Source organism: Prevotella sp. ne3005, assembly GCF_900110085.1.
Classification (GTDB): domain Bacteria; phylum Bacteroidota; class Bacteroidia; order Bacteroidales; family Bacteroidaceae; genus Prevotella.
The window spans coordinates 437,741-453,253 of record NZ_FOCK01000002.1 but is presented as its reverse complement, the minus strand read 5'-3'; the positions used below and the strand labels follow the sequence as shown (position 1 = coordinate 453,253).

The following is a 15,513-nucleotide window of genomic DNA, read 5'->3' as shown; positions in this document are numbered from 1 at the left end:
GGTAGTTATATTACGACTAACTGGTAGTTATATTACGACTAACTGGTAGTTATATTACGACTAAATCAGAATCATTATGAAAGCGAAATCAAAGATAGAGCCCGGCCGTCCGGAGTTCATGATCGGTGCCCACTGCCTGAACCACAATGCCCACTCGATAGGCATCTGCTACGAGGGCGGGCTCGACATCCGCGGTCAACCCGCCGACACCCGCACTCCCGAGCAGAAGGCTGCCCTCCGGGCACTCCTCAAGGATCTGCACCGCCGCTACCCGCAGGCCCTCATCGTAGGCCATCACGACCTAAATCCGCAGAAGGCCTGCCCCTGCATCGAGAACGTCGCCCGTGAGTACGCCAGCCTGCAGCCATGAACGATGTTCGAGCCTGCTCACGCTCGACAGCCTAAGTAAAGAAAATCCCCGAGACCACCAACGGCCCCGGGGATTTATATGCGTGATTCCATCTCGTGTTATGGGGGGATAGTCTCCCTGTGACGAATTTATCTGAACACAAAGAGTTACCAATTTAACAGTCGGCTCAATGCTTCAGAAAGCACCTGTATCCGAGTCTTTATTCTGCAGTTTGCGTTTGATCTTCAGGTTCTTTCCACTGGAGAAATCGTAACTGAAGCCGAGGACGAACATTGACTTGTTGTCGTCAATCCAAGTCTTGTGTGTACTTTGCAGGATGCTGGTGGGTAAACTGTTGCCCGAATAGTGCGAGCGGGTGAAGAGCCAATAGTCTTCCGCGTAGATCCGCCAGTTGTTCTTCTGCCAGAACACCTGCAGATGCGACTTATTCTCACCTGCATCCAAAGAAGAGCCCCTTAGGCGTTTTGATACAATGTTACCCTGATAGCTGACACCCCAGTTGCCCTTACGGAAGTTGATGCCGAAATAAAGTGGTGCCCAGGTGTGATGATAAAGTCCGATAATGGGACTACTGACGGTCTGATAATAAACATATCCTTGCATAACTAAAGTCAGGATCTCACTATTGAATGGTTTGACCGTCAGCATATAAGAGCCTCCGAAATCTGACGAGTAGTTGGCATTTTCATTCATTCCCACAATATACTTCCGACCTTTAATCTGCTGTTCTGTATAGTAATGGCTGATAGGCGAATCTCTATATGTATATAATATGGAGAATCTGGTATTGAGCCATCCAAGGTTCCATCTGTGAATCAATTCCGTTGTATAGGAATTGTAGCTCTTCAGATAAGGATTGCCTATTGTCATCACACCAGGGATCAACAAACTTGCATTGTTGCTCAGTTGTGAGATGGACGGTATGTTGGACGAAGAGGATGTAACCCATTGTAGGCTCATTGTCTTCGAGAGATTAGTGTTCAGTATGAGTTTGGGTGTGAAGAGCCAGCGCGAATCGTGGGTATCATTATTGTCCTGAGTCACCAAAGTGGCACCAGCGCCGATGCGGTAGGTCAGTTTCTGACCAAGCGAGCCAATATATTCGGCATAGAAATAGTTTTTATAACTGGCTGATGAATATTCGTAATTCTGATAGTCGGAGAGGACATTGCTGATGGTGGCAGTGGAGCGTCCGAATGTGCCGCGATAGCCGAGGCTAAGACTGCTCTTCTTCCACTTTTTTGTGTAAGCCACTTCTCCGATGAAAGAGTACTTGTCATTTTTCTTGTTCTGTGCATCCGATAGTAGACTGCTACCATTGGCAAGGTCTGTCTGCTCGTTTTTAGAAGCATCTTTGTTATGATAATAGGTTCCTACAAGATCGATGTCAAGCACTTGACCCTTGGGCAGGGTCTTCTGGATATAGACATTCAGGTTTGGACCGAAGGACCTTTCCCGGCTGCTCATCGTGCCGTCTCCTTTGATGTCGTTTACGGCAGAGTGGATATTGATATCGCTCTTTCCGTCACTATGGAAAGTATCGAAATGGGGTGTGGCCACTACTTGTACTGCGATGTTATCAGGTTTGTTATAGGTGTATTTGATAACGGGGTCATTCCATGTATAGCCAAACTTGTCATGCATCTTACGATAATAGCGTGTCGGCTGGCCATCGAGCAAATAGTTATATTCATGCTCTGAATACCGTTTGGTATATTCACGCAGGCTGAATGTGTAAGAGAGAGCCAATTGATGGTTTCCTGAAGTGTAGTTGAAGTAAGCCTCGTCATCAGTAAAGCCAGTTGTAAAGGCGGTACGCGCCTCAATACCTGCATTGAGGCCATTGTCCATCTTCTTCGTCAGTACGTTGATCACGATACCGGCATCGGCATAACGGGCAGGAGGGATGTTGTAATACTCCACTTTGGCGATCTTATTGGCAGGGATCCCCTTCAGGTCTATGTCTGATGCACTGACGCCATTAAGTAAAATCTTCACGTCACCACCGTCCATGCGCTTGATTTTATTGGTAGTGGGATCAATCTTTAAATCCTCCACATGTTCCAAAAGATCACGGACATTGCGTGCTTGTTTAATCTGATCAGCAGAAAAGGAGTGGACGGACTTATCCACATAGTTCATGATATGTGTGCCCTCAACGGTGATGCCATTGATGGTGTATTCGGCAGGCTGGAGCTGAAGGGTGCCGATGTCGCCGACCTCGCAGGTGCGGAGCAGCGTCTTGTAACCGATGAAAGTGCATTTCACGATGACGCGATAGGCCTCCGTAGGGATGACGAAGTCGCCGTTCTCATTGCTCACGCCACCACCGATGAGAGAGGAGTCGGCGGGGCTGAGCAGTGAGACGTTGGCGTAGGCCACTGGCTGGTTCTGGTTGTCGATGAGCCGTCCCTTCAGGTGGCGCTCTGTCTTGTGGGTACACTCCACGAAATACTTCTCGCCGTCGCGGACGATGCGGACGGGATAGAAGCCTACGACCTTCATCAAGGCATCCTCAAGGCTTGCCTGATCCAGTCGGCAAGTGACGGTGAAGTCTTCCAGGTCGTTATAGACGAAGGATATTTCGTGGTGCGATGTGGCGGCATTCAGATCCTCCAGCACGCGGCTGAGCGACTGGCTCTGGTAAATACGGGTAATCTTTTGCCCCTGTGCGCTGCTGACGACAGCGCACAGCAATAGCAGTATCAATATCTTTTTCATGTGTGTCTTTTTGTGGGGTTAAGGTTTCACAATCAGTTTGTCATCCTCGATGGCGAGGCTTACGTGGTCGAAGTGGTTCAGGTCGGCCACCACGTCTTCGAGCGCATCCTTCGGTTCCCACTTGTAATACAGGCGCAACTCGTGAGCCTCTTCGCTCTCGATGTCTGCCACCTTATTATAATATTGGGCTATCTCCGTGATCATCTCGTCGAGTGGTGCGTTCTCAAAGATGCGTGTCTGCGGGATGCTGTCGGCTGCTGATAGCTTAGAGTCGACAGCAGTGGGCAGGGTGGGGGCCACCGCCGTAGTGTCTGCCGCCATTTCAGCCTGCTGCGAGCGGCTGCTGCTGACGAGATGGATGGCAGCGTAGGCGATGCCCGAGAGCATCAGCAGGCCGATAAAGGCTGCTGCTATCTGCATCCAGCCCCAGGAACGGCGCTTGGGCGCAAAGTGCCTGGCCTCAAATTTCTGCCATTCCTCGTCGATGATGTCCGAGGTGTCTATGGTCTCGTCCTCTTGTGCATACATTTGCTTGAGGAGATCCTCCAGTTTGTCGTTAGATGTCATAACCTTTTGCTTTAAAGTATTCCTTCATTTGTTTGAGCGACTGCGACAGGTGATTGTGTACGGTGACCTCGCTGACCTTGAGCGTCTCGGCTATCTCGCGGTACTTCAGCCCCTGCTGGTAGCGTAGGCGGAGAATCTGCTGCGAGAGTGGGGGTAGCTCAGTGTCGATGTAGTGGTGGAGGGCGTCGAGCTGATCCTGATCTTTTGGCTCTTGGAAAGTCTCCTGCTGAAGTGGTCTCAGTTCCACCTGCGCGGCCTGTTCCCGCTGCTTGTGTGCCAACAGATTGACGCAGCGGTTACGAACACTCGTCAGCAGAAAGCCTTGCAGCGTATCCGGCCGCAGGTCGGCATGGCTGTTCAGCAATTGGGCGAACACGTCGCTTACCACATCCTTGCTTTCCTCGTCACTGCCGAGCATCCGTCTGGCCAGCCGGAACATCCCGTCGTAGTGACGTCGGAAGATCTGTTCGAACGCTTGCTTTTCAATCATCTTGTCGCTTGTCTTTTACTCTATATACAATCGGGCACCCCGTTTTCCTAAGCAAAAGTACAAAATAATTCCGCCTTTCAGTAAAAAAGCGGAATTCTGTTATTGTTGCATCAGCCACATAGCGAAGAAATTGTCGTAAACGCTATAGGTTCCCAAGTCCTGCGTAATGATGTCTTTCTCAAGCAGCCCCTTGACGGCTCCCTGAACAGTACTGGCGGTAAGATGGTGACGTTGCAGGAATGGGCGCGAGGTGATATTGGTGGCTTTTCCTTCTTTGCAAATGGCCATCAATACCTCTTTCTGTTTCGATGGCAGTTGAAAGAGAAGGGCGCTATAGGCAAAACTCTGTTGGGTAATAACCTGCTGGATAGCATAGCCTATGGATTCTGACAAGCATTTACCCCCAGGCTCCGTCATTGCGAACAGGGCGTTGAGTATCGTCTGGACATACCAGGTGACACCTTCGTAGCGTTGATAGACCTCTTCTATGGTCTCCTGTCCTATGTCTTTGCGGTATTCCCTGAACAGGCTTTGTGCAAACTCCACGTATTTTTCTATGTCAATAGGAGCAAGCGACATCATGCTGGTACTTTGATAAAACGGACGTGAGGGTGTGGCGAAGATCTCGGCCATCATGTGCCGTTGCGAACCTGCATAGATAAACCGCGTGTTCTGACAACGTTGTATGTGTGTACGGAGTATCGCCTCTGCGTTTTTCTCAGGATAGTCTGCCACAACCTGAAATTCGTCGATTGCCACGATACATGGCTTGTCTGCCTGTTCGAGATACATGAAAATCTCATCGAGTGTAGTCTGAGGTGCCTTGACATCGCCCACGCCAAGCCCCCATTCCGGCAGTCCGTTGATATCAAACGAAATGCTGCTGCGCAAGGAACTGAGTGTATTGACGAACCGTTCCCACACTTTGCGGCCTTGTGGCTTTAATGTCCCCAGGATGCTTTTGCCCAGATAGAACACCAGTTCCTGCAGATTCTTGGTGGCATAGATATCTATGATGAATGTATGGTAATGGTCTTTCATCTGTGGCTGCTCGAAGCAATGGCAGATAAGCCCGGTCTTCCCAAGGCGGCGCGGGGAGATAAGGGCGACATTGTTGCCGTTAACGACAAGGTCGGTCAGGTACTTGGTCTCCTCTACACGGTCGCAGAAATAGTGCGGCGACAGGTAGCCTTGGGTGATGAATGGATTCACAACAGTCATAGCGTGCTGATACTGAAAGGGTTCAAACTTTATGCAAAGATAATTATAATCTTATTATAAAACAAGAACCCAGCCAGTATTTTAACTTTATTTATGCTGTCACAGGCGGCTCTTCTCGGCATTGCCGGCACCGGTGCCCTTGTACTTCGAGCGGGTGGCGTTGTACGCCGACCTACAGCCATGAACGATGTTCGAGCCTGAGCAGGCTCGACAGCCTAAGTAAAGAAAATCCCCGAGACCACTAACAGTCCCGGGGATTTATATGCGTGATTCCATCTCGTGTTATGGGGGTATAGCGTTTTTTTTCGTTGAAAGCCTTGGAGGTTTCAACAATCCCTATTTGTTTAGGTGAAGCCGTATACCAAACTCAAGGGATGGTGTCCATGGGTGCTCCTTGTAATAGTGCTCCAGCGAACTGCCGTCATTGAAATAATAGCCAAGTGAAGGCTCTAAGTAGACACCAAACCGACGGGTGAAGGTGTATTCGGCACCTGCCGCAGCTTCGGCGGACCACTGCCAAGGTTTTTTGCTTATAGAACTGCCGTCCCTTTCAGCACTTATACACTTCTCCAGCATCATGCCGCCAGAAACGTAGAAGTGGAAACGGTTGGCTGACCACAACTGCCAGGTTACGCCAAGGGGGATTCCGAGATAATGCAGCTTCTGGTCGAAATTGATATTCTTATCAAGCGGGCTGCTGAATTCTGAATATAGATAGGTATAGCTGATGCCGCTGTTCAGGGCTAAGAAGGGTGTTAGCTGATAGCTTACACTTAGTCCGAAACGTATTGGGAGATGGTGCTCTGACACGTCTTTTACTTCATTGCCAGCAGTGTAGCCTGTCTCTTTTGAATTCCCATAGTAATGATTCGTTCGCTGAGAGGTATTGGCTGCAAGAAGTCCACCCGAGGCGTTCACACCCAAAGACCACTTATGAAACTGAGTAGTGGGGGAGGCGTAAGAGGTTTGATTACCTTCAAAATGAGAATAGCTATGGGTTACAGGATTAGTGGGAATGGGCGGACTTTCTGTTTGTTGAAGCGTATCAGTGTCGATGTGAGACTGCTGAAGCATTTCATCATCGGAGTGGGCTTCCTTTTCCTCTGCCAGAAGATGGGGATGCTCTGAACTTACAGACGGCTTTGGCCCTATAGACGGCTTTGAACTAACAAGTGTCTCTGAGCTTATAAATGATTCCGAACTGATAGAGGATTTAGAATTTATTGACGGTTCAGAATTTGTAGAGTACAACGGCTTTTCCGGCTCGCTTTGGAACTGATAGACCATAAAGAGCCCTATAAGGGCTATGACTGCTGCAGCCGCAACCCAATACCTGTGCCTAATGGTAAACGACTGGCGAACAGGCTCAGGAGTGAGCCCCATCTGTTCACAGATGCCCTCCCAAAGTCCGGCAGGCGGCGTCTTCCGATGCCCCTCTAGCTTTTTTCTCTGTTGTTTTATCCAGTCTTCTTTCATTTTCTTTTGTTCAAAAGTTCCTTTACCTTCTTTGATAATAGCCGTTTGGCGAAATATAGTTGAGAGGCTGATGTTGAGGGCGTGAAGCCTAATGATTCTGCAATCTTCTTATGCGAATAACCTTCGAAGACATAGAGGTTCATCACCGTGCGATAGCCGTCGGGCAATTCGCTGATTAGCTGGTGTAACTCGTCTGCAGTGATTCGTTCCGTAGAGGGCTCATCGTCGGGAATATCCAGGTTATCTATTTCCTGTGCCATAAACTGTAGTTTTTTCTTTTCTTTTAGAAAGGTCAGCGCCTCATTTACCACCACCTTTTTCATCCAACCTCGAAACGATGGCTCGTCGCGATAGTCAATAGTAGGAACCGATGTGAATATCTTCACGAAACTGTTCTGTAGTACATCCTTGGCGTCGCTCTCCGAAGGCACATAGCGATAGCAGACCGATGAGAGCTCCTCAATATACATTTGATAGAGCTGACTCATCGCCCTCTGGTCTTTCTGCCGTATGCGCTCAACGAGTTGTTCGACCATTTTAATTCCTTGTTTCTATTTTAAGAATCCAAAATTACGCAAATCTTGTATGGAATTGCTTGGTTTTTTTGATTCTTTAACACAATAACATACAAGATTTACCCTTTTCCCGTGTTATATTTGCAGAAAGAAATAGTAATGATGTTATGAATAAGAAAAGTATAATCTGGTTGTGCATGCTTCTGCTGATGTCGGCAGGATGTAGCAGTGATGATGATTATGATTCAATTATTGTCAATCCTAAACTGATTGTTGGAGAATGGGAAGCGAGTCATCAGAGTAAGAATCCAAAATATGGAGACACTGCTGACATGATTAGTTTCAAGTTCAATGCCGATGGTACTGGCAGTTCGGAACTATTTCCCACAAAATCTTTCAGATACGAAATCGAGGGAAATCGTATTACTGTGCATCTTACGAATACTGAATCCTATTACGGTCAGATAGTCTTTGAATATACTATTGTTAAATTATCAAGAGACGAGATGGAATGGGATGAGATCCCCAATGAATACTGGAGCGACAATAGTCTGTATCTTAGGTTTTCTCGAAATTAAAAAAATAATAAAATATGAAAAATCTGTTTGTGATTGTTGCTGTTGTGATAATTAGCGCGATGTCGTCGTGTTCCTCATCAGAAGATGAGAATGTTGATCTTGGTGAGGCCAAGCGATTGGTGAATATGCTGTCGGAGGCACAGCCGATACAACTGACAGAAGAACAACAGACGTTTACTAACGACAACAACGCCTTTACGTTGAACTTCCTGAAAACAGTGAATGAGGTTGATAAGACTGGCAAGAGCTTCGTCTACTCACCATTGAGCATCACCTATGTCTTGGGAATGGTGAACGATGCTGCCACAGGAATGACTGAGAAAGAGTTGGAGCAAGTGTTAGGTTTCCACGAAGGGGGGATCCAAGCAGTCAATGAATATTGCAAGAAGATGGTTGATGGTCTGCCGAAAGTGGACGAGAAGGTGACGCTAAACATGGCCAACGCCATCTTCCTAAACAAATTATACACCCTCAAGGAGCAGTTTCAAAAGGACATGCAGACCTATTACGATGCCAAAGCTGAAGCACTCGACTTCACGGATCCTCAGACACTCAACCATATCAACGGCTGGTGTGACGAAAAGACTAAAGGCATGATTCCTACCATTCTCGACGAGGTGGATCCTGCGACGGTGTCGTATCTGCTCAACGCTATCTATTTCAAGGCTGACTGGGCCTCGAAGTTCGACAAGAAGAACACCAAAGAAGAGACTTTTACAACAGAAGATGGCAAGACGAAACTTCCCCTGATGCACCAGAATGTGCTCATCCAATATATGAAGAATCGTCTCTATTCAGCCGTTAAGATCCCCTATGGCAATGGTATGTGGAACATGACAGTATTGCTTCCAGAAGAAGGAAAGACCATAGACGATGTTATCAACTCAATATCGGCAGGCGGTATTGACAATGGTGGAGCTTTCTGTGAGATAGAAGATGGAATTGCTACGATGTATGCATACTACTTCGCTCCCCATGAGGTAGACCTGAAACTACCACGCTTCGAGACAAATTCGGATACAGATGGACTTGATATTAATCATGGCCTTATCGGCTTGTTGCAAAAGATGGGCATCAATCTGGTTTTCGACCCATCTTTGGCAGAGATTCCCAATATGTGCGAAAGACCGGTCTATATCAGTATGATGCGCCAAAAGGCTGCTATTAAGGTAAATGAAGAAGGCTCTGAGGCCGCAGCCGTTACTATAGCAGGAGTTAAATTTGGATCTGCAGCCCCAGTTGAAAATCCCAAGGCTACCTTCCACGCCAACCGTCCCTTCGTTTACGTTATCCGAGAGTCCTCCTCAGGCGTTATTCTCTTCGTCGGCAGGTTTACTGGCAAATAAACCTGATGTCATTAGTTAAAGTTTTTTCCTGCTATTCTTGGGCCTCGAGTTACACAGCAATGTATGATAATACGTAGCGGGGCGACTGGAAAAAGAGCCCCGTGTTCGCATCGGAGAGTTTTTCGTAGATAGGTGAAGTATAGATTTTGTCTATAGCTTCTTCCATGGTATAGCCATGCTCCTCGACAAGGATCTGAATCATTCGGGCAGTCAGTTGTTCCTTCAGATAGCTGAACTCCTGTGGTGTTACGTTCTGGGTACTCATAGCTTTGTGAGTTTTGCGATGGCCCGTTCCGTACCGAAATAATACTGGAACGTGATACCTTTCATATACTTCAAGTTCTCCAGAAACTGGTCGAGCGTGATGTCGCCAGCCTCGTACTTACCTATCTGCACACCAACGCGGTCATTGGCGATAGGGCCGTATACTATGTCGTAGTCGTGAGCAGACTGTGCTGAGGGATTGTTGCGGTTGAGGAAAATGAACTCAGCCCAATCGCGAGTATAGCTCTCAAAGGTCAACACTCTCAATTCACCGCTGCTGAGCACTTGCTCATCAAAACAGTAGGCATTCATCACGGGCGATCCACCCTCAGTGAGTGCCTTGAATTCAGCCATGCGCCATGCTTGCTGACGATCGGCAGAAAGGTAGAAACCGCGTCCGAAATCTTTATTGGGCCGTGACTTCTGCAGATCAATATGATCGATGTCCTGCGTCGAGCCGTGGTAGAGCGTTATCATAGGCTGCCTCCATTTCTGCGGCAATAGCTGGCCATGCTCTGCACCATGTCGTCAAACGACTGGGTATGCATCACATCGTAAAAGTCGTGGGCCACCTTGATAGCGCCGTGACTGCTCAGATATCGATATGCCTCGACCTCGGTCATCTGATAATAATTGGCAAAGGCAGCAATGAGTGCCACGATGTACTCTGCAATGTCTTTTACGCTAAACATAATTTTGTATTACCTTATTTAACTGGGGACAAAGATACAACTTTTTTCTGATACTACAAGTTTTTCTCACAGAAAATGTCCTCAACGAATCCAATTGACATTCGTTGAGAACAATTTTGTCAATCACCCGCACTTACAGGGGAACCCTCTTCTATGGTACTTTGCTTATTCTAATACGTTCTGTTTGGTTCTCTTTCCTTGCTGTCATGATAGACGCCGTTGGCCTTATTGCGGCCAAAGTCTTAAGCTATGCAGAACGAGACGGAATGAGATTGTTTCCATATTTCTTGTGATTTTGATTTCTTTGAAAAGGGCAGCGTCAGCACGAAGGCTGACAACTGCCCAGACGAGAGAGAATTTATAGTCGGTTGCGTTCGTTTTGTCCAGCATGAATACACACGAAAACCGAATTACTAAACTCTTTTGGCAAGTTTTTTGTGCGAAGTTACAACTTTTTTACGAAAAAGCCCACCCTGACATGACCTTTTATATAATATTAGCCCTCACTACACTGACCTTATTCTTTCTGCAGAGATGGCAGCACGACTGTCTATGGGAAGGGTAAGGACTGATTCTAATGTATCTTTCGAACAATCGACCGCCACAACTGTAGGTTCTGCATATCTCAGTTTCATGATGAATACGCTGGGTGCAGTCGTGATGCTGCCCGCAAATTTCTTGGCATGAAGCAACAGGTCAACAGAAACAATGAGTCTGGTTATTGCTGCTTTCTTCTCCTGTGGTTCTGAATAGCTAAATGTCTGGTGAAAGTAGCCTTGGTCTTCTGGCTGGCATAGGGAAACAATACGCAATTTAGGAAACTCACTCCGCACTTTTTCTAATTTGATGTAGTTGTCGGCAAGTGCGAAGATACACTCACCATCGGCAGGATGCAGAGCTTCTATTATTTGCTTACCACTGATCAGTCGTGCTTCCTTTGCCTTGTCACCACCCCGAATCTGAACACCAGAATAAACACAGGGAAGTGAAAGACTGCCAATGGTCTCTGCTATCTGCCGTTTCACATCCGGCTGGGGTCGCCAAACCATATTTGCCAGCATTGTGTATGCCTCATAATAGGAGCCATCGAAACCAAGGGCTAGGATATGGTAGTGCATATCGGGATCGGAAACCACATCCTGACTCAACCTTACATATTCGCCATACGCCCGATAAGCAAGCCAATGGCCCATAAGCGATTTCAACAGGAACTTTAGTTTCCAGAAGACGAAAGAAAGCGATCTTGTCTTTGTAACATTCTTTATAACACGTCGCCATGTGGGTGGACGATGCAAGTTGTACTTGTGATGAAACGTCTCGTGGACTTCCTCGCAGAAAGGCTCGAAATATTCCGTCCACCCCTTACCTGTTCCGAAGTTCGCGTCTTCAGAATAGAGTTGGAACCGATACCCCTTTGCCAAGCAATAGAGCATAGCATTGATCATATAGTTCAATTCTACGCAGAAGCCACAGTCAATGCCGGCATGGTAGATGAGTCTCTTGCGGAAAGAACCGTTGATCTTCTGATAAGAAGATTGGTCTAATTGTTGCATATTATAGTCGGCTCTTGACGTCATTACCAGCACCTGTACCCTTGTATTTCGAGCGGGCAGGGTTGAAGTTATAGCGGATAGTGAGTTTCAGGCTGCGGTTGTCTGTTCGCTTATCCAGGTAGAACTGATGGATATCGCTGAAGATGGTGATCTTCTGGCGCATGGAGGCAAAGATATCGTTAACAGCCAGTTTCACGCTCAAGCGGTCATGGAAGAATGCCTTGTAAAGACTCAGGTCAAACTGCCACGACTGGGTCAAATGAATATTCTCCGAATCCCCGGCAGAGCGCCACGACAGATCGGCATTCAGCCAGATATCCTTGGGCAGGTTGACAGCATTGTTAAAGCGGACGATGTGCATCGGCTCGTTCATCTTTCTGGTCTCACCCAAGTATTTCACCTCCAAGTCCTGCCACATTATGGCAAGCATCAACTGGGGGTGATAACAGCCGAATGTCGGCGCAAGATGGAGCATGGCCTGCAGATTATTGAAACCACTGGTGTTGTTTTTCTGAAGCAGGGCGATTGTCGGGTCGCCATTGTAACTGGAGTACGAACTGATGATATAGTCGTGTACATAAGCGTAGTCTATCATCGCCATCATCCACTTCCAGTTAATGGCAAGTGAGAGGTTATCACGATAGGTTGGACGCAAGTAGGGATTTCCGCTCTCGTAGAGATATCGGTTGATGTATTTCAGATCACTCGTCAACTGACTGAAAGCAGGACGATTGATGTTACGGGCATAGCTGAGTCGTGTCTGTACCTTACCTATAGGGTATGATAGCATAGCCGAGGGGAATATATCGTTATAGGTGCGGGTCGTATCACTGTTTATCGTTCCGAAGTACCGGCTATCGACATGTTCGTAGCGCAAGCCTGCCTTGGCTGTCAGTTTTCCGATCTGCTGGGTCAGTTCTGCGAATACGGCTCCGCTGGACTCCTTGGTCTCTGTACTGCTGCTGATAATGATCCTCTCTGGGTTGAGAAAGTCATCTGTACGACGAACAGAACTGCCCTCTGCACCCAATTCGATTTTCCCCTTCCATACGGGATAGCCTACTACAAGTTTGGCAGCATAGAGTTTGTTCTTTGCCTCGCTGCGTGTTGTCACATTACGGCTTTCGCTTTCCTTGGCCATCTCCACAGTAAAGGCATCAGTGGTCTCATTCTGAATCACCATGTCGGTATTGGCATCTATCGACAACTTGCCAATAGTGCCCGAATAGTAGGCATTAACATTGTGCTCGATTCTTTTGATTTTTTCGGAACCGTCACCTGCCAGATGGTCATCGACCGTTTCGTCCTCGAATGCATCTGTTATAAAATTGCTTTTCTGTCGGGATGGTCGCGAGGCGGCTGTGTAGGTCATGCCGATGGCGTGATGATCGTCGAACATATAGTTGAATCCCAGCTTCCCATAATAGATATTGGTATGTGGCCTATAATTTGTAATACCCTGCTGCATATAGTGAGTGCTGGACTTCTGCTGAAAGGGGTGCTGGAGATAGGTATCCTGGCGGCTTTTGTTCTCCACCTTCATCCGAAAGTCTTCAATGTCAGCCGTAGCGAAGAGGTCGAGGCCACCCGTGCGATAGTTGACATTTATCTCTTCTTGCCCGAAGAGGTAATGGTTTATCCCTATCAGCGTCTTATTGTCGAAGCTGAATCCTTCACCAACAGGACGGATAGTCTTGATACGGATGACAGAACGTACCGAAGCATCATATTTGGCACCAGGTGTCATGACAACTTCCACATCCTTGATTTGGTCGCTTTTTAGTAGGCTAAGCTCACCAAGGTCACGCATCTGCCGACCATTGATATAGACGAGTGGCGTACCTCGGCCTAATACCTCGATGTTGCTGCCGTTGTGCAAGACGCCTGGTATATGTGTCAGTACATCATTGCCAGTACCCATCTTCGAGAGGTAGCTGCCCTCAACAGTTGTCACAAAGGCATCATCTTTGATTCTGACTAGCGGGCGAGAGCCTTTCACTTCTACACCATTTAGTCGGTAACTGTCAGGCTGCATCCGTATTGTGCCAAGTTCACTACTATTGAATTGTCTGGTGAGAGTCTTATAACCTATGAATGATATGCGGGCCACAACTGGCCTTACATCACAGGGAATGACGAAAAGGCCGGCCTCATTGCTCACACCACCACCGATAACTCGCCCAGAGTCTGATGGAGAAAGCAGGTAAACATTGGCGTAGGCAACGGGCTGCCCCTTTTCGTCGATAATATGGCCTTTGTAGCGAGCGCTTGTCTTTTGAATACACTCCACAAACAGAGAGCCCTTGCCCTTCTCCGATACCCGTATAGGATAGAAACCAATAATCTGGCGGAGAGCATCGGGCACGGATTGGTGCCTGATGCTAGTAGTCACACGGAAGTCTTCCAACTCATTGTACATGAAACTGATGGTATAGTCCCGCGATTGCTCGTTGAGGTCACGCAATGCCTCAGACATTGAGACATTATCGTAATTGCGCGTAACCTTCTGCGCCTGGACATCAAAGAAACAGTACAGGGCGATAAGAGAAATAACAAGATGCTTCATCATTTGACAATCAGTTTTCCGTCCTCTACAGCCAGATTGACCTGCTCGAACATATTCAACTTCTCTATGACCTCTTGCAGACTCTCTTCCTGATTCCATACGAAATAGAAACGGAGTTGACTGGCCTGCTCATTCTGTAAGTCCATATCAAGGTGATGATAGGTAGCAATGTCCTTGGCAATGCTATCGAGTGGGACATTGTCGAAAACTACAGGTCCGGCCTTGGCGTGAATCACGGGGACAGGTTCATGATTCGCCGGCAAGACGGCTGAATCACGCAACCTGTCCCCGTGATTCACTTCCTCATGCTGCGACTGGCGCACGATGTGAACTGATGCAATGGTAATACCTGATAGCGTTAATATGCCAATGAGTATGGCAGCGACCTTACGCCACGTATGCATGGGGCGCACCAAGGGTAAATGGTGCTGGGCAAACTGCTGCCATGCTTCATCTACGTCGGGCACTTGGTCAAGATCGTCCATCATGGCCTCTATCTCCTGGTCGGAATACTTGTCGGGGGCTTCCTGCATATCGCGGTAAAGCTGTTTGTTGTGGTTGTTTGTTTTCATAAGCCTTTCGGATTAAAACGGTTTCTGATTCCTTTCAAGGCGTGTGAAAGATGTTTCCATACGGCCACTCGGCTGATCCCTTCGATTGAAGCGATCTCCTCATAGCTACACCCTTCAGTGAAACGAAGGTGGAAGATGCGCTGCTCTTGTTTTGTCAGATGACTGACGACAAACTCAACGATGTCGGTTATGCGCTCGTCTTCATCCCCTGTATCAGACGTCTGTTCTGCAGTATCAGTTTCCATGCGGATCCTCATTTCTTGATGGCGGATACGCTTCAGACATTGGTTGCGAACGCTCGTCAGCAGGTAGCGTTCCTCTGTGTCGAGCATCAACACCGTTTGTCCACGGAGCAATCCCTCAAAGATGTCGCTGACCACATCTTTGCTCTCCTGCTCATCGTAGAGGATTGTGCGTGCCACCCTCAGCATCTTGGCATAGTGCTGCTTGAACAGCCGTTGGATATCATGTCTTTCCATCACGTCTTTTTATAGTAATACCCTTTAGCCGTCCGAAATGCTAACCCCATAACAAACTTTTATTGTACGATTTATATAGCAAAGATACAAAAATGCAAACAAA

At 47.6% G+C, this 15,513-nt stretch carries 17 protein-coding genes and 1 pseudogene; 5 read left to right on the top strand and 13 right to left on the bottom strand.

From position 1 onward, the window contains the following. Positions 1–91: 91 nt before the first annotated feature. Positions 92–370: pseudogene (locus BMY16_RS04890) on the top strand (N-acetylmuramoyl-L-alanine amidase); the annotation flags it as partial. Between the two features lie 174 nt (positions 371–544). On the opposite strand, the gene BMY16_RS04885 reads toward BMY16_RS04890, so the two are convergent. From BMY16_RS04885 to BMY16_RS15435, 5 genes are all read right to left on the bottom strand, one after another. After that, positions 545–3,091 (bottom strand): TonB-dependent receptor, encoded by a 2,547-nt coding sequence (locus BMY16_RS04885; RefSeq protein WP_091840505.1) that lies wholly within the window; start codon positions 3,089–3,091, stop codon positions 545–547. An 18-nt stretch (positions 3,092–3,109) separates the two neighbouring features. Continuing rightward, on the bottom strand, positions 3,110–3,658 hold the full coding sequence (locus BMY16_RS04880; protein WP_091840504.1) for a DUF4974 domain-containing protein: 549 nt from the start codon (positions 3,656–3,658) through the stop codon (positions 3,110–3,112). Next, positions 3,648–4,148, bottom strand: a complete 501-nt coding sequence (locus BMY16_RS04875; RefSeq protein ID WP_091840502.1) for a sigma-70 family RNA polymerase sigma factor — start codon at positions 4,146–4,148, stop codon at positions 3,648–3,650. The genes BMY16_RS04880 and BMY16_RS04875 overlap by 11 nt, the downstream gene beginning before the upstream one ends. A gap of 99 nt (positions 4,149–4,247) precedes the next feature. Next, the gene (locus BMY16_RS04870) at positions 4,248–5,369 is read right to left on the bottom strand and encodes an AAA family ATPase (RefSeq protein WP_091840500.1); all 1,122 of its coding nucleotides are present in this window, start codon (positions 5,367–5,369) and stop codon (positions 4,248–4,250) included. A gap of 336 nt (positions 5,370–5,705) precedes the next feature. Beyond that, positions 5,706–6,287, bottom strand: a complete 582-nt coding sequence (locus tag BMY16_RS15435) for an outer membrane beta-barrel protein (protein WP_170836005.1) — start codon at positions 6,285–6,287, stop codon at positions 5,706–5,708. Between the two features lie 63 nt (positions 6,288–6,350). Between BMY16_RS15435 and BMY16_RS15430 the strand changes: the two genes are divergently transcribed. Further along, positions 6,351–6,497: a hypothetical protein gene (locus tag BMY16_RS15430; protein ID WP_170836004.1), complete on the top strand. Its 147-nt coding sequence runs from the start codon at positions 6,351–6,353 to the stop codon at positions 6,495–6,497. A gap of 141 nt (positions 6,498–6,638) precedes the next feature. Further along, the gene (locus BMY16_RS15425; RefSeq protein ID WP_170836003.1) at positions 6,639–6,809 is read left to right on the top strand and encodes a hypothetical protein; all 171 of its coding nucleotides are present in this window, start codon (positions 6,639–6,641) and stop codon (positions 6,807–6,809) included. A 32-nt stretch (positions 6,810–6,841) separates the two neighbouring features. On the opposite strand, the gene BMY16_RS04860 is transcribed toward BMY16_RS15425, so the two are convergent. Continuing rightward, positions 6,842–7,381, bottom strand: a complete 540-nt coding sequence (locus tag BMY16_RS04860; protein WP_091840496.1) for an RNA polymerase sigma factor — start codon at positions 7,379–7,381, stop codon at positions 6,842–6,844. Between the two features lie 146 nt (positions 7,382–7,527). Here BMY16_RS04860 and BMY16_RS04855 point away from each other — a divergent pair, with 146 nt between their 5' ends. Next, positions 7,528–7,938: a lipocalin family protein gene (locus BMY16_RS04855; RefSeq protein WP_091840494.1), complete on the top strand. Its 411-nt coding sequence runs from the start codon at positions 7,528–7,530 to the stop codon at positions 7,936–7,938. A gap of 14 nt (positions 7,939–7,952) precedes the next feature. Next, complete coding sequence (locus BMY16_RS04850; RefSeq protein ID WP_091840493.1) at positions 7,953–9,284, top strand: serpin family protein; 1,332 nt, start codon at positions 7,953–7,955, stop codon at positions 9,282–9,284. A 49-nt stretch (positions 9,285–9,333) separates the two neighbouring features. On the opposite strand, the gene BMY16_RS04845 is transcribed toward BMY16_RS04850, so the two are convergent. The 7 genes from BMY16_RS04845 to BMY16_RS04815 form a co-directional block, all read right to left on the bottom strand. Continuing rightward, the gene (locus BMY16_RS04845) at positions 9,334–9,549 is read right to left on the bottom strand and encodes a hypothetical protein (RefSeq protein ID WP_091840491.1); all 216 of its coding nucleotides are present in this window, start codon (positions 9,547–9,549) and stop codon (positions 9,334–9,336) included. Next, on the bottom strand, positions 9,546–10,022 hold the full coding sequence (locus BMY16_RS04840; protein WP_091840562.1) for a DUF3990 domain-containing protein: 477 nt from the start codon (positions 10,020–10,022) through the stop codon (positions 9,546–9,548). The genes BMY16_RS04845 and BMY16_RS04840 overlap by 4 nt, the downstream gene beginning before the upstream one ends. Then, the gene (locus tag BMY16_RS04835) at positions 10,022–10,240 is read right to left on the bottom strand and encodes a DUF3791 domain-containing protein (protein ID WP_091840489.1); all 219 of its coding nucleotides are present in this window, start codon (positions 10,238–10,240) and stop codon (positions 10,022–10,024) included. Before BMY16_RS04835 ends, BMY16_RS04840 begins: the two co-directional genes overlap by 1 nt. A 506-nt stretch (positions 10,241–10,746) precedes the next feature. Next, positions 10,747–11,793: a hypothetical protein gene (locus BMY16_RS04830; RefSeq protein ID WP_091840487.1), complete on the bottom strand. Its 1,047-nt coding sequence runs from the start codon at positions 11,791–11,793 to the stop codon at positions 10,747–10,749. A gap of 1 nt (position 11,794) precedes the next feature. After that, complete coding sequence (locus BMY16_RS04825; RefSeq protein ID WP_170836002.1) at positions 11,795–14,362, bottom strand: outer membrane beta-barrel family protein; 2,568 nt, start codon at positions 14,360–14,362, stop codon at positions 11,795–11,797. Then, complete coding sequence (locus BMY16_RS04820; RefSeq protein ID WP_091840561.1) at positions 14,359–14,931, bottom strand: DUF4974 domain-containing protein; 573 nt, start codon at positions 14,929–14,931, stop codon at positions 14,359–14,361. The genes BMY16_RS04825 and BMY16_RS04820 overlap by 4 nt, the downstream gene beginning before the upstream one ends. After that, on the bottom strand, positions 14,928–15,410 hold the full coding sequence (locus BMY16_RS04815) for an RNA polymerase sigma factor (protein WP_091840483.1): 483 nt from the start codon (positions 15,408–15,410) through the stop codon (positions 14,928–14,930). The genes BMY16_RS04820 and BMY16_RS04815 overlap by 4 nt, the downstream gene beginning before the upstream one ends. Positions 15,411–15,513: the final 103 nt, after the last annotated feature.